The following is a 20,751-nucleotide window of genomic DNA, read 5'->3' on the forward strand; positions in this document are numbered from 1 at the left end:
CCACATGCACAGCTGGGAGAGGGGGAAGAATCCCTCACACATGCACCGCCGGCAGCTTCCTTAGCGCCGCCTCGGCCTGCTCATCGGCCGGCACATACACCAGCAGCCGCGCGCCATTGCGCGGCGCGGTCCAGAAATTGGTCTGGGTCAGCTGGAAATCCCCGGTTTCCGGATGGGTGAACCGCTTGACGTGGTTCTGGATGCCGCGCACCTGGTATCGCTGCCAGAGCTGCTGGAATTTCTCGGACACGGCCATATAGCGCGCCAGTTGCGCTTCCCACAGCGGATCGTCCACGTGCTCGGCCATCGCCGCCCGATACATCGCCACCATGTTGCAGACCATGCCTTCCCAGTCGGGCACGGCCTTGCGCCAGCCCGGGTGCGTCAGTGCCAGATAGATGCAGTTGCGGTCTTCCGGGGGCAGGCTCGGGACATTCATCCCGAGCAGCCGGCAATAAGCGTCGTTATGCGCCACGATGTCGAAGCGGGCGTTCTGCACCAGCGCCGGAATCGGGTCGAGCTGGTCAAGCATCCGCTGCGTGGTCACCGACACCGTTTCGCACACCGACGTGCCGGCCAGGGCCGCGGGCCGTTGCAGGCCGGCCAGCGTAAACAGGTGCTCGGTCTCGGTCGGCGAGCATTGCAGCGCGGCGGCCACCGCATTGAGCACCTTCGGCGACACGCGGATCGGCCTGCCCTGCTCCAGCTTGGTGTACCAGGTGATGCCGATATCGGCCATCGCGGCCACTTCCTCGCGCCGCAGGCCCGGCGTGCGGCGTCGGCCGGCGCGGGACAGGCCGATCCGCGCCGGATCGAGGTTCTCCCGGCGGGCGCGCAGGAAGGCGCCCAGTTCGGCCTCCCTGCCCGTGCCGGAATGGGCAGCGAACTCAAGCGGTTCGTTGTCCGTTGGCAGGCCGGTTCCGGGGTTCGACAGCGCACTCGGTTCCTGACGGGCGTTCATGATGTATCACTCCTGCGTAGCCTGACACTCTTTATACCAGTCTAACTGGACTCTTGTACCAGTCTGAATGCATGACCATACTCCCAGCCTCACGCCTTGTCGAGGTTCGCATTCCATGAAAGCCCCCGCACCCTCCATCCAGACTTCCACACCGGATTCCACGCCGTCACTGGGTCGTACCGGCCTGTACGTGCTGCTGGCCGGCCAGTTGCTGCCGCAGATCGATTTCTCCATCGTCAATGTGGCGCTGCACCCCATTGAACATTCGCTGGGCGCCTCGCCGGCCGAGCTGGAGCTGATGGTGGCCATCTATGGCGTGGCATTCGCCGTGTGCCTGGCCATGGGCGGCCGGCTGGGCGACAACTTCGGCCGCCGCCGCGTATTCAACGCCGGCGTGCTGCTGTTCGGCGTCGCCTCATTGCTGTGCGGTGTGGCCGGATCGATGCTGGTGCTGCTGGGCGCCCGCTTGCTGCAAGGCGCGGCCGCCGCGTTGCTGGTGCCGCAGATCCTGGCCACCATCCACGTGGGCCTGCGCGGGCACGCGCACTCCCGCGCGCTGGCGCTGTTCGCTTCAGTGGGAGGCGTGGCCTTCATCATCGGACAGGTGCTGGGCGGCTTCCTGGTGGATGCCGATATCGGCGGCCTGGGCTGGCGCAATGCGTTCCTGATCAACCTGCCCGTCTGCGCGGCCATCCTGTGGCTGTCGCCGCGCGTGATTCCGGAAACGCGGCGGGACAATCCGGCCGGCGTCGATGTCCCCGGCACGGCGCTGCTGGCGATGGTGATCCTGGCCGTCCTGCTGCCCGTGGCGATGGGGCCGATGTTCCACTGGTCCTGGCCCGTGCTGGCCACGCTGGCGGCGGCGGGCCCGCTGACGCTGTGGCTGTGGCAGGCTGAAAAGCGCCAGGAACGGCGCGGCGTGCATCCGCTGCTGCCACCGTCGCTGGTGCGGCTACCGAGCGTGCGCTTCGGCTTCGTGGTGGCGATCCTGTTCTACGCGTGCTGGAGCGGCTTCATGTTCGTGCTGGCGCTGGCCCTGCAGGGCGGTGGCGGCATGACGCCGACGATGGCCGGCAATGCGTTCATTCCGCTGGGCGTGGCATTCTCGGTGGCCTCGCTGCTGAGTCCGCGTGTGGTGGGTCTCTGGGGCCGGACGCGCGTGCTGCTGATCGGCTGCCTGATCCAGATGGCAGGCATGGCGGCACTGGCCTGGACGCTGCGCCATGTCTGGCCGCATCCCGACCTGCTTACGCTGGCCGCGCCGACCATGCTGATCGGCATTGGCAACGCGCTGGTGGTGGGCTGCTTCTATCGCATCGGGCTGGCCGATATTCCGCCCGATCACGCCGGCGCAGGCAGCGCGGCACTGGCCACGGTCCAGCAAGCGTCGCTGGGCCTCGGCTCGGCACTGCTGGGCACGGTATTCGCCCAGCGCATCCACCACGGCGGCAGCTACCTCGATGCCACGCTCACGAGCCTGGCGGCCGAGCTGATCCTGATGACGATACTCGTGGCGGCCGCAGCGATCTATCACGCCCGCCACGGCCAGCCGGTGCTGGCCACTGGCGCCGCCTGACGGGCCCGCGCCAGGCCGGCCCGGCGCGTCGCCCGCTCAGTCGTCGTAGTTGGGCGGCAGTTCGGGAAACAGGACTTCCGTGAAGCCGAAGCGCGTGAAGTCCTTGACCCGCATCGGGTACAGCATGCCGATCAGGTGATCGCACTCGTGCTGCACCACGCGCGCGTGGAAGCCATCGGCCACGCGTTCGATCGGGTTGCCGAGCATGTCGAAGCCCGAGTATTTCAGGCGGGTGTGGCGCGGCACCACGCCACGCAGCCCCGGCACCGACAGGCAACCCTCCCAACCGTCTTCCATCTCGTCGGACAGCGGCTCCAGCACCGGATTGATCAGCACGGTCTTGGGCACCGTCGGCGCATCGGGATAGCGCGGGTTGCGATCGAAGCCGAAGATCACCACCTGCAGATCCACGCCGATCTGCGGCGCGGCCAGGCCGGCACCGTTGGCGTGCTCCATCGTGTCGAACATGTCGTCGACCAGCAGCCGCAGTTCCGGCGTATTGAAATCCGTCACCGGCCGCGCCTTCTGCAGCAGCCGCGCATCGCCCATCTTCAGAATCTCGCGGATCATTGCGGTTCTCCGTTGTCGGGGGCTTCGGCCCCGGCGTCGGCCAGCAGCTTGAGCATGCCGTCCTCGTCCAGCACCGGCACACCAAGCGCCTGCGCCTTTTCCAGCTTGCTGCCGGCTTCGGCGCCAGCCACCACGTAATCGGTCTTCTTCGATACCGAGCCAGCCACCTTCGCGCCGGCGGCTTCGAGCATTTCCTTGGCGTCCTCGCGCGACAGCGTCGGCAGCGTGCCGGTCAGCACGATGGTCTTGCCGGCCAGCGGCAGCGGCGCCCGTGCCGTGGGTTCCGATTCGGCCCAGTGTACGCCTGCCGCACGCAACTGCTCGATCACCTCGACGTTGTGCGGCTCGGCCAGGAAATTGGCAATCGATTGCGCCACCACCGGGCCCACGTCGTTGACTTCGAGCAGCGCGGCCTCGTCGGCGGCCAGCAGGTTGTCGAGCTTGCCGAAGTGCTTGGCCAGGTCCTTGGCCGTGGCCTCGCCCACGTGGCGGATGCCCAGCGCAAAGATGAACCGGTTCAGCGTGGTCTCGCGCGACTTGTCGATGGCCTCCACAAGGTTCGTGGCCGACTTGTCGGCCATGCGGTCCAGCGCAGCCAGCTTGGCCACGCCAAGCTTGTAGAGATCGGCCGGCGTGCGGACGATCCCCATATCCACCAGCTGTTCGACGATCTTGTCGCCCAGGCCATCCACATCCATCGCGCGCCGTTGGGCGAAGTGGATCAGCGCCTGCTTGCGTTGCGCCGCGCAGATCAGGCCGCCCGTGCAGCGGGCGATGGCCTCGCCCTCAAGCTTTTCCACGTGCGACCCGCATACCGGGCACACGGTCGGCATCACGAAGGCGCGCGCATTGTCAGGCCGGCGCTCCAGCACCACGGCCACCACCTCGGGAATCACGTCGCCGGCACGGCGAACAATCACCGTATCGCCAATATGCACATCCTTGCGGCGGATCTCATCCTCATTATGCAGCGTGGCGTTGGTGACGGTCACACCGCCGACGAACACCGGCGCCAGCCGCGCCACGGGGGTGATGGCGCCGGTACGGCCCACCTGGACTTCGATGTCCTCGACCGTGGTGGTCATCTCCTGGGCGGGAAACTTGTGCGCCAGCGCAAAGCGTGGGGCACGCGAGACAAAGCCCAGTTGCTCCTGCTCGGGGATGGCATTGATCTTGTAGACCACGCCATCGATGTCGTACGGCAGCTGGTCGCGGCGCTCGCCGATATCGCGATAGAACGACAGCAGCCCCTGCGCGCCCTTGACCACGCGGCGTTCGTCGCAGACCGGCAAACCCAGCGCGGCAAACCCGTCCAGCATCACGCTGTGCGTGGCCGGACGGTCGGCGCCCTGCAACTCGCCCATGCCATAGGCAAAAAACGACAGCGGACGCCTGGCCGTGATCCGCGGATCCAGCTGGCGCAGGCTGCCCGCCGCGGCATTGCGCGGATTGACGAACGTCTTTTCGCCGGCCTCGGCCTGGCGCGCGTTGAGGCGGTCGAAATCGGCGCGATACATGAACACCTCGCCGCGCACTTCCAGCACCGCCGGAGCCTTGCCGCGGAGCTTCAGCGGAATGGCCTTGATCGTGCGCACATTGGCGGTCACATCCTCGCCGGTCTCGCCATCGCCGCGCGTGGCGGCCTGCACGAGCTTGCCGTCCTCGTAGCGCAGCGACATGGCCAGGCCGTCGAACTTCAGTTCGCACGAGTATTCGACAGCGCTTTCGGCCGCTTCGGCTGCACCGAACAGGTCATCGGCCGGCGCCGCCACGGCGGTCTTGCCCAGCCCCTGTGCGCAGCGGCGGTCGAAACTGACCACGTCCTCGTCCTCGAAGCCATTGTTCAGCGACAGCATCGGCACGCGGTGGCGCACCGTATCGAACGCAGCCAGCGGCGCCCCGCCCACGCGTTGGGTCGGCGAGTCGTCGGTCAGCAGGTCGGGATGTTCGGTTTCCAGCGCCTGCAATTCGCTGAACAGCGAGTCATATTCCGCGTCGGGAATGGTCGGCGCATCGAGCACGTAATACTGGTAGCTGTGGCGCTCCAGTTCGGCGCGCAGCCACTGCACGCGCTCGGCGGGGGACGCATGGGCCGGCAACGGGCCGGCGGACGCGGGGGCCGGAGCCCGCGCGCCTGGATGCTTGGCGGTCATGGGGGCTCCGTCGTTATACGCTGAACAGCCGCTGGGCCACCGGCGATCCGGCCGGCATGCCGCGCGCTTCCAGCTTTTCGTAGAGCTTTTCGAGCTGGTTGAAGATCGCCACGAACGACGCTTCGGTCAGCGGACGCATATTGTCGTCCACCAGCTGGGCGCCCATCCGCTGCGCCAGGCTGTAGCCGTACTCGCAAACCGTCTTGAACGGCTTGATCGCCTGCGCTGCCTGCGGCACGTCGAGCAGCAGCGTGATCTGGCGACCCGCGTTCAGCGTCAGGTCGTCGCGCAGGAAGTTCGTGTCGCCGAACTGCAGCGTGAACAGTGGCTTCTGCACCCCGTCGGCGCCCGGTTCGTAGCGGATGAACCGCGTGCCGTCGCGCGACAGCACCAGGCCGTCCTGCGTCGCCACGGTCTGCACATAGGCAGCCGACCAGGGCGCGCCGTCGGAAATCACGTTGACGCCCAGCTGCACGTCGGCACCGGCCGCAAAGCCGTCCAGTTCCCGTGCGTTGGCCACCGTTTCGGTCATGTCGGGCAGGTCGGCCGATGCATCCAGCGCCTCGGCCAGTGCTTCCACGGCGTTGACGAATTCGGAGAATTCCAGTGCATTGAGCGGGCCGCTGCGGTTGGCCAGTTGCACGGCCACCTGCAGGTCCTCGTACTGGTGACCGGCGGTGACCGGCTCCCAGGCGTTGGCTTCGACGCGCAGCCCTTCGATATGCACCTGCTTCGTGCCGGCGCGGCGCAGACGGCCCGTCAGCGGCAGGATGCGATCACCGGACGCCTTGCGCTCCAGGTGCATCGGCACGATGCAGTCGATCAGCGGATCGATGACGGCGGCGGCGGGCTGGCCGTCCGGGACGGATTCTGTCGCGGGGGTCGCCGGGGCGGCCTTTGCGACGGCTTCCTCGGCAACCCGGCTGCCGGCTTCCCGCTCGGCGGCCGAAAGTGCATCGGCATGTGCCCCGGCATGGGCTTGCGCGTGCGTGTCGGCGTGCGTGTCGGCCTGCGTGTCGGCGTGCGCTTCGGCGTTAGCGTCGGCATGCCCGGCAGCCGGGGCGGCTGCCACGGCAATCTCGTCGGCCACGATGTCGTCGGCATCGGCCGAACTGGCGGCGGCATGGGCGGCGGCGGTGGCCACGGCGACGTCGGCCGGCGCGTCATGCTTGAGGCCCTTGCCCGCCTCGCCCAGCGTCGGCTCCCGCCGGCTCACGTGCTCGGGCGGCGCTTCCTTCAGCTTGGCCTGCGTTTCGGGCTGCGTGGTCTTGCCCACCACCGGCTCGCGCATCGGCGGCAGGTCGTCCTCGGGCATCAGCGGCCGCACGCGGCGGGCCTTGTGGATCTGCCAGCGGTTATAGGCCACCAGCAACAGCAGCAATACAACACCCGCGATGATCAGTGCGTTCTGCAGTTCCATCTTAAGCGGCCTCCGCCATCGATACGGCTGCATCCATGTCCACTGCCACGATCCGCGAGACACCCTGCTCCTGCATCGTCACGCCAATCAGTTGGTGGGCCATCTCCATCGCAATCTTGTTGTGGGAAATAAATACGAACTGTGTCTTGTCGGACATACGCGCGACCATGTTGGCGTAACGCTCGGTGTTGGCGTCGTCCAGCGGCGCGTCCACCTCGTCCAGCAGGCAGAACGGGGCCGGGTTCAGCTGGAACATCGCGAACACCAGCGCAATCGCCGTCAGCGCCTTTTCGCCACCGGACAGCAGGTGAATCGTCGAGTTCTTCTTGCCGGGTGGCTGCGCCATCACCTGCACGCCGGCGTCCAGGATTTCCTCGCCGGTCATGATCAGCCTGGCCTGGCCACCGCCGAACAGCGCGGGGAACAGCTCGCCGAAGTGGTGGTTGACCTGGTCGAACGTGCCTTGCAGCAGGGCCCGCGTTTCCTGGTCGATCTTGTTGATGGCGTCTTCGAGCGTGTTGATGGCGTCGGTCAGGTCGGCCGACTGCGCATCGAGGAACGTCTTGCGCTCGCGGGCGGCGGCCAGTTCGTCCAGCGCGGCCATGTTGACCGGGCCCAGCGCGTTGATCGCATTGTTCAGGCGCGTCACTTCGCCCTGCAGGTACGACGGCTTGAGGTCGCCGGTCAGCTTCTCGGCCAGCGCAGCCTCGTCGACCTCGGCCGTGGCCAGCTGCTCGGTGAACTGCTCCTGGTTCAGGCGCGCGGCCTGTTCCTTGAGCTGGCATTCGGTGATGCGGTCGCGCAGCGGCTGCAGGCTGCGTTCGGCTGCCAGACGCTGTTCGTCGAACTGTCGCAACTGCGCCGACAGGGCATCGAGCTCGATCCGGGCGGCGGACAGCTTCTGCTCCTTCTCGGCGCGCACTTCCAGGGCTTCCTGCAGGCCGGTATTCGCGGTCTGCTCGTTGATCGTCTCCAGCTCGGCGCGGGCGTTTTCCAGTGATTCCGCCACGCGCTCGCGCTGGTCGGCTGCCATCTGGATATTGCGGCGCAGTTCGTCGATGCGGCCGGCCAGGTTCCGCTCGGCAAACACCGCTTCCTGGGCGGCGCGCTCCATGTCGCGCAACTGCTGGCGCGCGTGGGTCAGCTGGGTATCCAGGGCATCGAAGGCCATCTGCTGGTCTTCGTACGACGCCTGCAGTTCGGCCAACGTCGTGTCGTGCTGCTCGAAGCTGGCTTCGGATTCGGCACGGATGGCGCGTTGCTCGTCGATCTGCGCATCGATTTCGCCCAGTTCCTCGCGGATCTGGTTGCTACGTGCCGAAAACCGCTCCATCGCCTGCGACAGCTTCAGCACGTCCATCTGCAGCGCATGCACGCGGCGCGTGGCCTGCTCGGCGCGCGCACGCGCCTCGATCAGCGTCGTGCTGGCATGCGTGTACGCGGTTTCGGCGCGCATGGCGTTGGCCCTCGCCTCGTCGGACAAAAGCATCTGCGCGCGCGACTGCTTCTGCAGGTTTTCGATCTCCTGCTCGCGGGCCAGCATGCCGGCCTGCTCGGAATCGGCCGCGTAGATCTGGATCGCGTTGCGGCCCACCAGATGGCCTTCGGCCACCACGAACTGGGCGCCTTCCGGCAGCGTGCCGCGTGCCGAGAGGGCCTGCGACATGTCGGCGGCCGTGTAGATGTCGGCCAGCCAGTCCTGCATCACCGCGCGGATGCCGGGCTCGGTGATCTGCACCAGGGACATCAGCGGACGCAGCCCGGCCGGGGCTTCCACCGGACGCGCGGCGGGCGGCGGCGTGTAGAACGCAAGCTTGGACGGCGGGGCATCGGACAGGAAACCCTTGACCCAGTCCAGATTCGACACTTCGAGTGCCGCGAGCTTTTCGCGCAGCACCGATTCGAGCGCGTTTTCCCAGCCCGGCTCGATATGGACCTTCTTCCACAGGCGCGGCAGCTCGGCCAGGCCATGGCGTTCCAGCCAGGGCTGGACCTTGCCATCGGTCTGCACGCTTTCCTGCAGCTGGCGCAGCGCCGCCAGGCGGGCGTCCAGCGAAGCGATGGCGGCCGTCTCGCTCTGCACGCGCTCCTGCGCCGCGCGGCGCTCGGCGTCCAGGCGCGGCACCGATTCCTCGGCATCCATCAGCGACGCCTGGGCTTCCTCTAGCGTCGCCTCCTGCTCGGCCAGGTCCATGCGCAGCTCTTCAAGCCGCACTTCGTCCGGACGGTCGAGCCCTTGCTCCTCGCCCTTCAGGCGTTCCTTGCGCTGTTCCAGCTGCTGCAGCATCTGGTTGGCGTTGCGCTGGTGCGCGGCTTCGAGCTTCAGTGCCTGCTCGGCCTGCATGATGCCGCTGCGCTGGTCGTTGAGCTTCTGCTGCGCGTCGCGCCACTGGGCTTCCAGGGTGGGCAGCTCGTCCGTCTTCTGGGCCACGGCGTCCTGGCACTCGATCGTGCGGGCCTCGGCCAGCGCCAGGTCTTCCTCGGCCTGCGCAATGTCGTCGTTGGCCTGGTCGGCCTTGCCCTGCCACTGCTCGCGCTGGGCGGTCAGCGCGGCGATCTGCGCCTGCAGCCGGTTGCGCGATTCCACCACGTAGCGGATTTCGGCTTCGAGCTTGCTGACTTCGGCATTGGCCTCGTACAGGGCGCCCTGCGCGGCGTGCATGCCATCGGATGCGGCATAGTGCGCCGCGCGCATGGTTTCGAGTTCGGCCTCGACATGGCGCAATTGCGCGGTCTGGGCTTCCAGGTCGATCTGCGCCTGTTCGATGGCGCGGGCATGGCGTTCCTGCTCTGCCTGGGCTTCGCGCTTGCGCAGCAGCCACAGCAGGTGCTGCTTTTCCTCGCCTTCGGACTGCAGTTGCCGGAAGCGTTGCGCCACCTCGGCCTGGCCTTCCAGCTTGTCGAGGTTGTTGCCCAGTTCGCGCAGGATGTCTTCCACGCGGGTCAGGTTCTCGCGCGTGTCGCCCAGCCGGTTTTCGGTCTCGCGGCGGCGCTCCTTGTACTTGGACACGCCCGCGGCTTCTTCCAGGAAGATCCGCATGTCGTCGGGCTTGGCCTCGATGATGCGCGAGATCATGCCCTGCCCGATGATGGCGTAGGCACGCGGCCCCAGGCCGGTGCCCAGGAAGATGTCCTGGATGTCCTTGCGGCGCACCGGCTGGTTGTTGATGTAGTACGAAGACGTGCCGTCGCGGGTCAGCACCCGCTTGACCGCCACTTCGGCGTACTGGCTCCACTGCCCGGCGGCACGGCCCTCGGCATTGTCGAACACCAGCTCCACGCTGGCCCGGCCCGCCTGCTTGCGCGCGGTGGAGCCGTTGAAGATCACGTCCTGCATGGATTCGCCACGCAGTTCCGACGCACGTGATTCGCCAAGCACCCAGCGCACGGCATCGATGATGTTGGATTTACCGCAGCCGTTGGGACCTACGATGCCGACCAGTTGGCCCGGCACTTGAAAATTGGTGGGATCGACGAAGGACTTGAAGCCCGCCAGCTTGATCGAGGACAGTCGCACGGTTGTCGTGTGGTTTGGGCGATACGAAATTGGAAACGCCGGGTCCACGCCGGAGCACACGGCAAGGCGTGACGCCTGCGCCGCAAACTGCCCCCGGTGCCCGATAGATTGGCGCTCATCATACCATCGCCAATCCATTGACCGGCCGTTTTCGCCACCGTTGCACGCGCCACGAAGCGGTCGCTGTCCCACGTGAAAATCTTTTTATTTCCGATACTTGCGGGCGATGCTGCATGCACTTTCTAGCCCGCCTCGTTGTTTCATGCAAACGTCAAGCTGGCAAAGCCGCCAGAAACTTCTCAGGGTTAGTGCTAGTCTCTGGAGATGCCGGCGTGATCCCGGGGCCCCACCCCCATGCGCCGCGCCCGCCGCTCCGCCATGCCTGCCGCTGTCCTCATGGCGCGCGCGGCCAGTCTGAAGCTTGATTGCCTGCATCGCAGCAGTTTTGGAGGACTGAGCATGACCCCAACCCCACCGGCCGAGACGCCGGGCGACCTTCCGTGGTCCATCGCCGAGATCGACTATGACGCCATCGACGTCGCAAAAGTCCGCGACGATCGCACGCTCTTCTATTTGCTGACCGGCGCCTCGTTCATCGAGAGCGGGTCTGACACCTACGCCGGCAACCTGGCGCAGTACTACGCCGACGTGCCCGACGCGGCCGAATGGCTGTCGCAGCACTGGGAATCGGAGGAACTGCAGCACGGCCTGGCGCTGCGCCGCTACGTCGAGCACGTCTGGCCCGAATTCGACTGGGAACGCGGCTACCGGCGGTTCTTCGACGAGTACAGCAAGACCTGTTCCGTCGACAATTTCGAGCGTACCCCGGCACTGGAAATGGCCGCGCGCTGCGTGGTCGAAACCGGCACAGCCACCTATTACCGAGCGCTGGAACAAGCCAGCGACGAGCCCGTGCTGCGGAGCCTGACGCGCCGCATCGCCAATGACGAAGTGCGTCACTACAAGCATTTCTTCCGGTATTTCAATGACTTGAGCAACCGGGAGCGGCTTGGCCGTGCCAGGGTGCTGGCCGCCCTGGCGCGCCGGCTCCTGGAGATCAAGAACGAGGACGCCGAAATCGCCCTGCGCAACGTGCTGCGTATCGAGCAAAACCGCGAAGACGTGCCGGATCGCGAGGTCCGCGCGCTCAATTCGCGCTGCAGCGCCGTGGTCAGGCGCCACCTGCCGATCGAGATGACCATCAAGATGCTGCTGCGCCCCCTGCACCTGCATGCGCGCCTGGAAGACCTGGTACGTCGGCCCATCGTCGCGATGGTGTCGCGGGTAATGCTGTATTGACGCCGGGCTTCGCCCGACGCCCCGGGTGCCAGCTGGATTTGTCGGTTCAGGCCGGCGGGAAACGCCTCCGGCCTGCCGTCAATCCAGATCCAGATCGAGATCGGCTGCAAGCTCCGACGCCAAAGCACAATCATATAGGCGACGCACAACCTGATAATCCCCACATCGCTCGTCGGTCCAGAAATGATAATCCTTGCCTGTCAGCTTTCTGGTAAATACGATCCTGAATTCCGGCACGTGCTCGGTAAGACTGTAGTTGTATCGCAATTGAATCTCGAATTTCGGCAACTCCGCCTGCACAGCCGATTCCATTTCATCGAATTCCCACGCCATATCGCCGCTTTCGGTTTTCTCGCGCAAACGAATCAGCATATTTGAAACACTACAGGGCAACATCGATTTTCCCTCCTGCGGGATGACTCGCCTCGATTTCCTGCTTCACCTGCAGCAGTTTCTTGACCAGTTCCGTTTTTTGCACCCGCGACAGGTAGCCAGGCACGCCCCGGTTCAACGCATAGGCAAATACCTCCTCGATTTGCCCCAGTACGTTCAGCCCATCAGGATTCCCGTCGCCAGACGCCTTCGGAAATATTCTGACGTATGTCTTCCTGAAAAAAACGAAACAGCGCCACGCAAACCGATAATCATTCTGGTTGACGTATGAAATGACTTCGTTCAGCGCCGACACACAGTGGCCGATGCCTGCCGCAGCATCAACGCGGTTTGCATGCGTCAACACAGAACGGGCCTCATGCTGAATCGACTTCGAAACCCTGAGTCCATTTAGTACTTCGCAGACGGCGATAATCAGGCCAACCAGCGTCGCCACCGTGCCCGCATACGAGAAAATATCGAAATTGCGCCGCAATGCCAGGACACGTTCGTATCCCGAATAGGCGACGATAATCAACAGGCTGCACGAGACCGCGCAGAAAATCCGTATCGCGTGGTCCTGCAGCCTCCAGTCATGCTTCCATGGAGCCATTCCGCATTGCCCAGGTATTGGTGAAGTGCCCAGTCTGGCCGGCCTGAAGCGACATTGAAATGAGACGTGTCTGAAACAGCACGGAAACATGAGGGCGATTGACCTGCGTGATGGAACCCCGGACAAGGGGACGCCAGACAAGGGGAAGCCCAGACAAGGAAGCACGGCCGCGCCCGGGCGCTTGGCCGGGCGCCCGCGACCCGCCCGCGCTTTCCGGTCATGTGCCCGGCGCGATATACTTCTGCGTTTCAACCGCCCCGCCGCCCTGCCACCGTGAATCCGCGCCTCGACCTGCTCCAGACCTACCCTTTCGAGAAACTGCGCGTGCTGGTGGCCGATGTGAAACCGGCCGACAAGCCGGCCATCAGTTTCGGCATTGGGGAGCCCAAGCATCCGACACCGCAGTTCATCAAGGACGCGATGACTGCATCGCTGTCCGGGTTGGCCGTTTACCCGGCCACGGCCGGCACCGATGCGCTGCGCCAGACCATTGCCGGCTGGCTGGAGCACCGCTACCACCTGCCGAAAGTCGATGCCGCCACCGAGGTGCTGCCGGTCAGCGGGTCGCGCGAGGCGCTGTTTGCATTCGCGCAAACCGTGATCGATGCCAGCCAGCCCGATCCGCTGGTGCTGTGCCCGAATCCGTTCTATCAGATCTATGAAGGCGCAGCCCTGCTGGCCGGTGCCCGCCCGGTGTTCGCCAACAGCGATCCGGCGCGCAATTTCGCCCCGGCCTTCGACCAGATCGATGCCGATGTCTGGCCGAAGGTGCAGCTGCTTTACGTATGCTCCCCGGGCAATCCCACGGGCGCCGTGCTGTCGCTGGATGACTGGAAGCAGCTGTTCGAACTGTCGGACCGCTACGGGTTCGTGATTGCTTCGGACGAGTGCTATTCCGAGATCTATTTCGACGAAGCCACGCCGCCGCTGGGCGCGCTGGAGGCCGCCCACAAGCTGGGTCGCGGTTTCGAGCGCCTGGTGATGTTCTCTAGCCTGTCCAAGCGATCGAACGTGCCGGGCCTGCGCTCGGGCTTCGTGGCCGGCGACGCCGCGATCCTGAAGAAGTTCCTGCTGTACCGGACCTACCACGGTGCCGCGCTGAACCCGGCCGTCCAGGCCGCCAGCGTGGCCGCATGGGGCGACGAGGCGCATGTGCGCGACAACCGCGCCGCCTATGTGCGCAAGTTTGCCGAAGTCACGCCGCTGCTGGCCCAGGTGCTGGACGTGGCGCTGCCCGACGCCGCGTTCTACCTGTGGGCCGATGTATCGCGCACGGGCCTGAACGACACCGAATTCGCCGTCCGGCTGCTGGCCGAGCAGAACGTGGCCGTGCTGCCGGGCAGCTACCTGGCGCGCGATGCGCACGATGCCAACCCCGGCAAGAACCGCGTGCGCATGGCGCTGGTGGCCACGCCCGACGAGTGCCTGGAAGGCGCGCGCCGGATTGTCGAATTCTGCAAGTCGCTGGGCTGACAGACCTGGCGCCAACGCTTCACCCTGCTTCACCGATCGAATGCCCTGGCGCCGGGGCCCTGCCACCGGCGCCGCCTCTCACACAAATCACCACTGAGAACACCATCATGACGCAAGCTCTGCAAGCCCTGATCGACCAGGCCTGGGAAGACCGCACCAGCCTGTCGCCGAAGTCCGCGCCGAACGATATCCGCGAAGCCGTGGCCAACGTGATCTCGCAACTGGATTCCGGCGCGCTGCGCGTGGCCGAGAAGCAAGGCAAGGACTGGATCGTCAACCAGTGGGTCAAGAAGGCCGTGCTGCTGTCGTTCCGCCTGGAAGACAACGCGCCGATGAGCGCCGGCGGCTTTGCCCAGTTCTACGACAAGGTGCCGACCAAGTTCGCCAACTGGAGCCAGGACGACTTCGCCAAGGCCGGTTTCCGCGTGGTGCCGCCGGCCGTGGCCCGCCGTGGCTCGTTCATCGCCAAGAATGCCGTGCTGATGCCGTCGTACGTGAACATCGGCGCCTACGTCGATGAAGGCACGATGGTCGACACCTGGGCCACCGTCGGTTCGTGCGCCCAGATCGGCAAGAACGTTCACCTGTCGGGTGGCGTAGGCATCGGCGGCGTGCTGGAGCCGCTGCAGGCCAACCCGGTCATCATCGAGGACAACTGCTTCATCGGCGCCCGTTCGGAAGTCGTGGAAGGCGTGATCGTCGAAGAAAATTCCGTGATCTCGATGGGCGTGTACCTGGGCCAGTCGACCAAGATCTACGACCGCGAAACGGGCGAGATCCACTACGGCCGCGTGCCGGCCGGTTCGGTGGTGGTGGCGGGCAACCTGCCGTCCAAGGATGGCAAGTACAGCCTGTACTGCGCCGTGATCGTGAAGAAGGTGGACGCGCAAACCCGCGCCAAGACCAGCCTGAACGACCTGCTGCGCGACTGATCCCACGGATCTTCCAAGCCGCACCCAGCCGCCGGGCCCGTCCCGGCGGCGGATCACAGCCCAGCCGATGCCATCCTCTGCCAAGCGACTCATGGCCCTCGACCCCGCCACCGTCAGTACCGTGCTATCCCTGCTGCCCACCATCCTCGAACAGGCCAACAAGACCATCGAGAAGCTCAAGAAGGGCAAGCGCAAGGACGGCGGCGAAGGCACACAGCCAGACGCCGAGCCGCCGCGCGATCCGGCGGCACGCATCGCGGAACTGGAGGCCGCTGCCGTGCAGCAGGCCGAAGCCGTCAAGCTGCTGGCCGAGCAGCACGCGATCACGATCGAGGCGCTGCGCCGCGAGGCCGCGCGGCTGGACCGCCGGCTGCGCCTGATGACGGCCGTGGCCATGGCTGGCGTGGCATTTGGCCTGGGCGGGCTGATCATCGCGATCAACCTGCTGTTCCGTTGATTTCATCCCGATTCCGCGCATCATGACCGTCCTGCTCTACGGCATTCCCAACTGCGACACCGTCAAGAAGGCCCGCACCTGGCTGGAATCGAACGGTGTCGATTACACGTTCCACGATTTCAAGAAGCAAGGCGTCGACGAGAAGATGTTGCGCGCCTGGCTCAAGCACGTGCCGCTGGCCACGCTGCTGAACAAGAAAGGCACGACGTACCGCGCGCTGTCCGACGCCGACAAGGCCAAGGCGGACAACGAAGCCGGCGCCGTGGCCCTGATGCAGACCAGCCCGTCGCTGATCAAGCGCCCGGTACTGGATCGCGATGGCAAGGTCAGCGTGGGGTTTTCCGCCGACACGTACGCCTCGCTGTTCTGAAGACCCGAATCTCGCACCATTCGTCGCACCCCCTGCACCATGAATCCGACCCTTGCCCTGACCGAAGACCTGATGCGCCGCCGCTCGGTCACCCCTGCCGACGAAGGCTGCCAGTCCGTGCTGGAAGCGCGCCTGACCGCGCTTGGCTTTACCTGCGAGAACATCGTCAGCGGCCCTGACACGTTCCGCGTGACCAACCTGTGGGCGGTCAGGCGCGGCACGCAGGGCACGGCGGGCAAGCTGCTGGCTTTCGCCGGCCACACCGACGTGGTGCCCACCGGCCCGCTCGACCAGTGGTCGTCCGACCCGTTCGAACCGACCCAGCGCGACGGCAAGCTCTACGGCCGTGGCGCAGCCGACATGAAGACGTCGATTGCCGGCTTCGTGGTGGCCTGCGAGGAATTCGTCGCCCGGCACCCCGACCACGCCGGTTCCATCGCGTTCCTGATCACCAGCGACGAGGAAGGCCCCGCGCACGACGGCACCGTGAAGGTGGTGGAAGCCCTGAAGGCACGCGGCGAACGGCTGGACTACTGCGTGGTGGGCGAGCCGACCTCGGTCGATACGCTGGGCGACATGGTCAAGAACGGCCGCCGCGGGTCGCTGTCGGGCAAGCTCACGGTCAAGGGCGTGCAGGGCCACATCGCCTACCCGCACCTGGCGCGCAACCCGATTCACCTGGCCGCGCCGGCGCTGACCGCGCTGGTGGCCGAGACGTGGGACCAGGGCAACGAATACTTCCCGCCCACCACGTGGCAGATGTCGAATATCCATGCGGGCACCGGCGCCACCAACGTGATTCCGGGCCACGTGACCATCGACTTCAATTTCCGCTTCTCGACGGCCAGTACGCCGGACGGCCTGAAGCAGCGGGTGCATGCGATCCTGGACCAGCACGGCCTGGAATACACGCTGGACTGGACACTGGGCGGCGAGCCGTTCCTGACGCCGCGCGGCGATCTTTCCGACGCGCTGGCGGCCGCCATCGCCGCCGAGTGCGGGGTGACCACCGAGCTGTCGACCACGGGCGGCACGTCCGATGGCCGCTTCATCGCCAAGATCTGCCCCCAGGTCATTGAATTCGGCCCGCCGAACGCCAGCATCCACAAGATCGACGAACACGTGGAAGTGCGCTTCATCGAGCCGCTCAAGAACGTTTACCGCGGCGTGCTGGAACGCCTGATCGCCTGATCGGCTGATCGACTTACCATTGGAGCGACCGACCGCCATGGCTACCCCATCCCCCCTGAAGACCGTCCGCGACCTGCTGCGCCTGGCCGTTTCCCGATTTACCGCCGCCCGGCTGTCGTTCGGCCATGGCAGCGCGAACGCCTATGACGAAGCGGCCTACCTGGTGCTGCACACGCTGAACCTGCCGCTGGACACGCTCGATCCGTTCCTCGACGCGCGCCTGCTGCCCGAGGAAGTCGACGCCGTGCTCAAGGTGATCGACCGCCGCGTCACGGAACGCGTGCCGGCCGCGTACATCACGCATGAGGCGTTCATGCACGGCCTGCGGTTCTACGTGGATTCGCGCGTGATCGTGCCGCGCAGCTTTATCGGCGAATTGCTACAGGACGGCCTGGAGCCATGGCTCGGCGACATCGGGCAGATCGGCCCGGTGCTGGAGCTTTGCACCGGCTCCGGCTGCCTGCCGATCATCGCCGCGCATGTCTGGCCCAATGCGCGCATCGACGCCGTGGACATTTCGTCCGACGCACTGGCCGTGGCCCGCCGCAACGTGGCGGACTACAAGATGGAAGCCCGCATCGCGCTGTTCGAGGGCGACCTGTACGCGCCGCTGCCTTCGGGGGCGACGTACGACGTGATCCTGACCAATCCGCCCTACGTCAACGAGCAGTCGATGCGCGAACTGCCGGCCGAGTATCTGGCCGAGCCGCGCCTGGCACTGGCCGGCGGCGACGATGGCATGGACGTGGTGCGCCGGATCATCGCTGGCGCCAAGAAGCGCCTGAATCCGGGCGGGGTGCTGGTGGTGGAAATCGGCAACGAACACGACAACGTGGAAGCGGCCTTCCCCGATCTCGACATCGTCTGGCTGTCGGTGAGCGCGGGCGATGACCAGGTATTTCTGGTGACGTACGACGCGTTGCCCGATTGAGTGCCAGCAGATCGCCCCCGGCGATCACCAAGATCTGGTGCGGGGATTCCGGCTGAAATACAAGAAGCGTTCGCGCGGCGCAAATCTGGTGCGCAGACGCCATCGAACATGCCCTCCGGGCCGTCGTTTTTGCTCAGGCTGACGACGCCGTACGGGCGACTAAACGAAAAAACGCCGCACAACCGCGGCGTTTTTCTTAGGAAAACTCCTACCCCGATCAGCCTCCCGGCCCGACCGAATAGATCGTGCCGTTCGACGACACCTGGTAGTAGTCGGCGCCGACGCCCACCCAGTGATAGCCCTTCTTGGGGGCCGGCAGGTTGTAGTCCTTGTACTTGTCGATCACGTACTGCCGGTCGCGGAATTCGGCCGGCAGCTTTTCGCCCTTGTTCCACTTCTTGGGCGAGTAAGGCGACTGTGCGCCCATCGGCGTGGAGCCAGGCTGGCCGGACGACATCGAGCCTTGCGACATGCTGCCCGAGGACGACATACCGCCCTGAGACATGTTGCCTTGCGAGCCGGCGCTCTGTCCCTTTTGCGACGTGCCATGTGGCTGCTTGCCGCTGGTGGCCGGCGGCATCGGCGTCGCGTTGGGAGGCATCGCGCCTGCCTGACCAGGGGATGGCATGGGGGTCGGACCCGACGGCTGCGTCTGGCCGGGCATCGGTTGTTGTTGCTGGGCCTGGGCGAGCGGCACGGCCAGCAGGCCGGCGGCGACCAGGACAGCGGGAATTAACGTCTTCGTTTGCATCGTGATCTCCTCACAGACGGAACACGTCAGACTGTCCCAGAACCAGGGCAGTCCCAAGAAAGCTTAGTAGCAAATGCAGGGCCCGCATGAGGGCCCGATGTCGACCGGGCGTCTCCCGAGCCGTTTTTCCGCAATGAATTCAGTAACTTGCGCCCCCCACCCAGGGAACGTCCAAACTGAAAAAACCGCGAAGATGGGCATCGATGGCGGTAGTTTTGGCATGCAGCCGTGTCATATCTTCCCTGGCGCCCGGTCCTCGACGCCGCTGCTTTCCTTGGCCGATTCCCTGCTGCGGCGCGCCATAACATTTTCTTGAAGCCCCGCGCAAAGTCTCCTAGAAATTGGTCAGACCGCTTGACCATTTGTCCGCTGCCTGCCCGGGATACCCCATGCCGCTTCAGCAGATCGAACCGCGTCGCCTGTACCGCCAGATTGCCGACCAGCTGCGCCGGTTGATCGAAAGCGGGGAGTTCCCCGTCGGCGCCCGGCTGCCGCCCGAGCGCGACCTGGCGGTGCAACTGGGTGTGTCGCGTCCGTCGGTCCGTGAGGCCCTGATTGCGCTGGAGGTGGAAGGCCTGGTCGAGGTCCGCATGGGATCGGGCATCTACGCCTGCGCCGCCGATGCCACGCCACCGGCCTCGCACGCGGGCGGCATCGTCGCCGCGACGCCGCTGGACGTGATCCGCGCCCGGCAGGTGATCGAGGGCGAAATGGCTGCCGGGGCCGCGCGCCACTGCACGCCGGCACTGCTGGAGGCGCTGGCCGAATCGATCGCGCTGATGGAAGAGGAAGCCGGCGGCGGCAATATCCCCGTGCGCGGCGACCGCATGTTTCATCTGCGCATTGCCGAGGTATCGGAAAACGCCGTGCTGCTGCGTCTGGTGGCCGAACTGTTCGACGAGCGCCATAACCCGCTGTTCGCGCAGTTTGGCAACCATTTCGAGAACGCCGAAAGCTGGACCGCTGCCATTGCCGAACACCGTGCCGTCGTGAACGCCATCGATTCCGGCTCGCCCGATGCGGCGCGGGCCGCGATGTGCGACCACCTGGAGCTGTCCCATCACCGCTTCTACGCGGCGTGGCCGGGCCATGGCAAAGACGTGAAAGTCCACAGCGAGGAGTCGTGATGTCCCTGACCTGCCATATCCACGCCAGCGAAGACCTGCGCTTTACCGAGGTGGAACCGGCCGTCCCCGGCGCGCACGATGTGCGGGTGCGCCTGGGCGCGGCCGGCATCTGCGGGTCGGACCTGCACTACTTCTTCCACGGCAAGGTCGGCGCCTTCGTCATCAGGGAACCGCTGACGCCAGGACACGAAGCGTCCGGCATCGTCGAGGCGGTGGGCAGCGCCGTCACCCACGTGGCGCCGGGCATGAAGGTGGCGATCAATCCGTCGCACGCGTGCGGCCAGTGCGACTACTGCCGCGCCGGCCGCGACAACCTGTGCCGCAACATGCGCTTCCTGGGCAGCGCAAGCGTGTTTCCGCACGTGCAGGGCATGTTCCGGCAGCACTTCCTGATGCATGAGCGGCAGTTGACGCCGGTGGAAGCCGATATCTCGCTGGGCGAACTGGCCTTTGCCGAACCGCTGTCGGTGGCGCTGCACGGCGTGAACCGGGCGGGTGAACTGCTCGGCAAGACCGTGCTGGTCACCGGCGGCGGCACCATCGGGAGCCTGACGGTGATGGCCGCGCGGCTGGCCGGCGCGGCGCAAATCATCGTGTGCGACATCGCCCAGCGACCGCTCGACGTGGCTGCGACGGTGGGCGCCGACCGCACCATCCTGACCCCGCAGGTGCCCGCCAGCGAACTGCAGGACATTGCCGACGTGAGCCTGGAGGCCGCCGGCAGCGCCGCCGCGCTGGGCACGTGCCTGACGGCCACGCGCCGGGGCGGCCGCATCGTGCAGGTCGGCACCCTGCCAGCCGAAGGGCTGCACTTCCCCGCCAACAGCATCATGGCGCGCGAAATCGACTACGTGGGCGCGTTCCGCTTTGGCCGGGAGTTCGACTGGGCGGTGCAGTACCTGACCAGCCGGCGGCTCGACGTGCGGCCGCTGCTGTCCGCGCAGTTGCCGCTGGCACAGGCCGTCGAGGCCTTCCAGCTGGCAGCCGACAAATCACGCAGTACCAAGGTGCAGTTGACCGGGTGAGGTTTTGCCCTCG

18 protein-coding genes are annotated in these 20,751 nt (G+C 66.0%); 10 read left to right on the forward strand and 8 right to left on the reverse strand.

Annotated elements, in window-relative coordinates:
* Nucleotides 1–34: 34 nt before the first annotated feature.
* Nucleotides 35–961 carry a helix-turn-helix transcriptional regulator gene (locus BLQ58_RS16255; RefSeq protein WP_092600051.1) on the reverse strand — a complete coding sequence of 309 codons (927 nt, stop codon included), beginning with the start codon at nucleotides 959–961 and terminating at the stop codon, nucleotides 35–37.
* A 115-nt stretch (nucleotides 962–1,076) separates the two neighbouring features.
* On the opposite strand from BLQ58_RS16255, the gene BLQ58_RS16260 reads away from it, so the two are divergent.
* On the forward strand, nucleotides 1,077–2,537 hold the full coding sequence (locus BLQ58_RS16260; RefSeq protein WP_092600054.1) for an MFS transporter: 1,461 nt from the start codon (nucleotides 1,077–1,079) through the stop codon (nucleotides 2,535–2,537).
* Nucleotides 2,538–2,573: 36 nt separating this feature from the next.
* On the opposite strand, the gene def is transcribed toward BLQ58_RS16260, so the two are convergent.
* Genes def through smc form a run of 4 tightly spaced genes read right to left on the reverse strand, consistent with a single transcriptional unit; the run spans nucleotide 2,574 to nucleotide 10,197 of the window.
* Entirely contained in the window at nucleotides 2,574–3,107 is a 534-nt protein-coding gene (gene def / locus BLQ58_RS16265) for a peptide deformylase (protein ID WP_092600057.1), read from the reverse strand.
* Nucleotides 3,104–5,260 carry an NAD-dependent DNA ligase LigA gene (ligA, locus tag BLQ58_RS16270; RefSeq protein WP_092600060.1) on the reverse strand — a complete coding sequence of 719 codons (2,157 nt, stop codon included), beginning with the start codon at nucleotides 5,258–5,260 and terminating at the stop codon, nucleotides 3,104–3,106. The genes def and ligA overlap by 4 nt, the downstream gene beginning before the upstream one ends.
* A 13-nt stretch (nucleotides 5,261–5,273) precedes the next feature.
* A complete protein-coding gene (locus BLQ58_RS16275; RefSeq protein ID WP_092600064.1) occupies nucleotides 5,274–6,680 on the reverse strand; it encodes a cell division protein ZipA C-terminal FtsZ-binding domain-containing protein in 1,407 nt (468 codons plus the stop codon).
* A 1-nt stretch (nucleotide 6,681) separates the two neighbouring features.
* The gene (gene smc, locus BLQ58_RS16280) at nucleotides 6,682–10,197 is read right to left on the reverse strand and encodes a chromosome segregation protein SMC (protein WP_092600067.1); all 3,516 of its coding nucleotides are present in this window, start codon (nucleotides 10,195–10,197) and stop codon (nucleotides 6,682–6,684) included.
* Between the two features lie 459 nt (nucleotides 10,198–10,656).
* On the opposite strand from smc, the gene BLQ58_RS16285 reads away from it, so the two are divergent.
* Nucleotides 10,657–11,496 (forward strand): ferritin family protein, encoded by an 840-nt coding sequence (locus BLQ58_RS16285; protein WP_092600261.1) that lies wholly within the window; start codon nucleotides 10,657–10,659, stop codon nucleotides 11,494–11,496.
* Nucleotides 11,497–11,574: 78 nt separating this feature from the next.
* Here BLQ58_RS16285 and BLQ58_RS16290 read toward each other — a convergent pair whose 3' ends face one another.
* The gene (locus BLQ58_RS16290) at nucleotides 11,575–11,868 is read right to left on the reverse strand and encodes a hypothetical protein (protein WP_092600070.1); all 294 of its coding nucleotides are present in this window, start codon (nucleotides 11,866–11,868) and stop codon (nucleotides 11,575–11,577) included.
* Between the two features lie 10 nt (nucleotides 11,869–11,878).
* The gene (locus BLQ58_RS16295) at nucleotides 11,879–12,481 is read right to left on the reverse strand and encodes a hypothetical protein (RefSeq protein ID WP_092600073.1); all 603 of its coding nucleotides are present in this window, start codon (nucleotides 12,479–12,481) and stop codon (nucleotides 11,879–11,881) included.
* Between the two features lie 273 nt (nucleotides 12,482–12,754).
* On the opposite strand from BLQ58_RS16295, the gene dapC reads away from it, so the two are divergent.
* From dapC to prmB, 6 genes are all read left to right on the forward strand, one after another.
* On the forward strand, nucleotides 12,755–13,954 hold the full coding sequence (dapC, locus tag BLQ58_RS16300; protein WP_092600076.1) for a succinyldiaminopimelate transaminase: 1,200 nt from the start codon (nucleotides 12,755–12,757) through the stop codon (nucleotides 13,952–13,954).
* A gap of 107 nt (nucleotides 13,955–14,061) precedes the next feature.
* Nucleotides 14,062–14,886 (forward strand): 2,3,4,5-tetrahydropyridine-2,6-dicarboxylate N-succinyltransferase, encoded by an 825-nt coding sequence (gene dapD, locus BLQ58_RS16305; protein ID WP_092600079.1) that lies wholly within the window; start codon nucleotides 14,062–14,064, stop codon nucleotides 14,884–14,886.
* 67 nt (nucleotides 14,887–14,953) lie between these two features.
* A complete protein-coding gene (locus BLQ58_RS16310; RefSeq protein WP_092600082.1) occupies nucleotides 14,954–15,343 on the forward strand; it encodes a hypothetical protein in 390 nt (129 codons plus the stop codon).
* A gap of 22 nt (nucleotides 15,344–15,365) precedes the next feature.
* Nucleotides 15,366–15,713, forward strand: a complete 348-nt coding sequence (locus tag BLQ58_RS16315; protein ID WP_092600085.1) for an arsenate reductase — start codon at nucleotides 15,366–15,368, stop codon at nucleotides 15,711–15,713.
* 39 nt (nucleotides 15,714–15,752) lie between these two features.
* A complete protein-coding gene (dapE, locus tag BLQ58_RS16320) occupies nucleotides 15,753–16,904 on the forward strand; it encodes a succinyl-diaminopimelate desuccinylase (protein ID WP_092600088.1) in 1,152 nt (383 codons plus the stop codon).
* Nucleotides 16,905–16,941: 37 nt separating this feature from the next.
* Nucleotides 16,942–17,835, forward strand: coding sequence for a 50S ribosomal protein L3 N(5)-glutamine methyltransferase (prmB, locus tag BLQ58_RS16325; protein WP_092600091.1), 894 nt, complete (start codon nucleotides 16,942–16,944; stop codon nucleotides 17,833–17,835).
* Nucleotides 17,836–18,052: 217 nt separating this feature from the next.
* On the opposite strand, the gene BLQ58_RS29495 is transcribed toward prmB, so the two are convergent.
* Nucleotides 18,053–18,586: an RcnB family protein gene (locus tag BLQ58_RS29495; RefSeq protein WP_254775984.1), complete on the reverse strand. Its 534-nt coding sequence runs from the start codon at nucleotides 18,584–18,586 to the stop codon at nucleotides 18,053–18,055.
* A 389-nt stretch (nucleotides 18,587–18,975) separates the two neighbouring features.
* Here BLQ58_RS29495 and BLQ58_RS16335 point away from each other — a divergent pair, with 389 nt between their 5' ends.
* Both BLQ58_RS16335 and BLQ58_RS16340 read left to right on the forward strand, forming a co-directional pair.
* Nucleotides 18,976–19,713, forward strand: coding sequence for a FadR/GntR family transcriptional regulator (locus tag BLQ58_RS16335; protein ID WP_092600094.1), 738 nt, complete (start codon nucleotides 18,976–18,978; stop codon nucleotides 19,711–19,713).
* A complete protein-coding gene (locus BLQ58_RS16340; protein ID WP_092600097.1) occupies nucleotides 19,713–20,738 on the forward strand; it encodes an L-idonate 5-dehydrogenase in 1,026 nt (341 codons plus the stop codon). The genes BLQ58_RS16335 and BLQ58_RS16340 overlap by 1 nt, the downstream gene beginning before the upstream one ends.
* Nucleotides 20,739–20,751 lie beyond the last annotated feature (13 nt).

Origin of the sequence: Ralstonia sp. 25mfcol4.1 (assembly GCF_900104095.1) — a bacterium.
Classification (GTDB): Bacteria; Pseudomonadota; Gammaproteobacteria; order Burkholderiales; family Burkholderiaceae; genus Cupriavidus.

Excerpts from the sequence above, each read along its gene's own strand:
- BLQ58_RS16255 (WP_092600051.1), bottom strand. The coding sequence starts at position 961 with ATGAACGCCCGTCAGGAACCGAGTGCGCTGTCGAACCCCGGAACCGGC.
- BLQ58_RS16260 (WP_092600054.1), top strand. The coding sequence starts at position 1,077 with ATGAAAGCCCCCGCACCCTCCATCCAGACTTCCACACCGGATTCCACG.
- def (WP_092600057.1), bottom strand. The coding sequence starts at position 3,107 with ATGATCCGCGAGATTCTGAAGATGGGCGATGCGCGGCTGCTGCAGAAG.
- ligA (WP_092600060.1), bottom strand. The coding sequence starts at position 5,260 with ATGACCGCCAAGCATCCAGGCGCGCGGGCTCCGGCCCCCGCGTCCGCC.
- BLQ58_RS16275 (WP_092600064.1), bottom strand. The coding sequence starts at position 6,680 with ATGGAACTGCAGAACGCACTGATCATCGCGGGTGTTGTATTGCTGCTG.
- BLQ58_RS16285 (WP_092600261.1), top strand. The coding sequence starts at position 10,657 with ATGACCCCAACCCCACCGGCCGAGACGCCGGGCGACCTTCCGTGGTCC.
- BLQ58_RS16290 (WP_092600070.1), bottom strand. The coding sequence starts at position 11,868 with ATGCTGATTCGTTTGCGCGAGAAAACCGAAAGCGGCGATATGGCGTGG.
- BLQ58_RS16295 (WP_092600073.1), bottom strand. The coding sequence starts at position 12,481 with ATGGCTCCATGGAAGCATGACTGGAGGCTGCAGGACCACGCGATACGG.
- dapD (WP_092600079.1), top strand. The coding sequence starts at position 14,062 with ATGACGCAAGCTCTGCAAGCCCTGATCGACCAGGCCTGGGAAGACCGC.
- BLQ58_RS16310 (WP_092600082.1), top strand. The coding sequence starts at position 14,954 with ATGCCATCCTCTGCCAAGCGACTCATGGCCCTCGACCCCGCCACCGTC.
- BLQ58_RS16315 (WP_092600085.1), top strand. The coding sequence starts at position 15,366 with ATGACCGTCCTGCTCTACGGCATTCCCAACTGCGACACCGTCAAGAAG.
- dapE (WP_092600088.1), top strand. The coding sequence starts at position 15,753 with ATGAATCCGACCCTTGCCCTGACCGAAGACCTGATGCGCCGCCGCTCG.
- prmB (WP_092600091.1), top strand. The coding sequence starts at position 16,942 with ATGGCTACCCCATCCCCCCTGAAGACCGTCCGCGACCTGCTGCGCCTG.
- BLQ58_RS29495 (WP_254775984.1), bottom strand. The coding sequence starts at position 18,586 with ATGCAAACGAAGACGTTAATTCCCGCTGTCCTGGTCGCCGCCGGCCTG.
- BLQ58_RS16335 (WP_092600094.1), top strand. The coding sequence starts at position 18,976 with ATGCCGCTTCAGCAGATCGAACCGCGTCGCCTGTACCGCCAGATTGCC.
- BLQ58_RS16340 (WP_092600097.1), top strand. The coding sequence starts at position 19,713 with ATGTCCCTGACCTGCCATATCCACGCCAGCGAAGACCTGCGCTTTACC.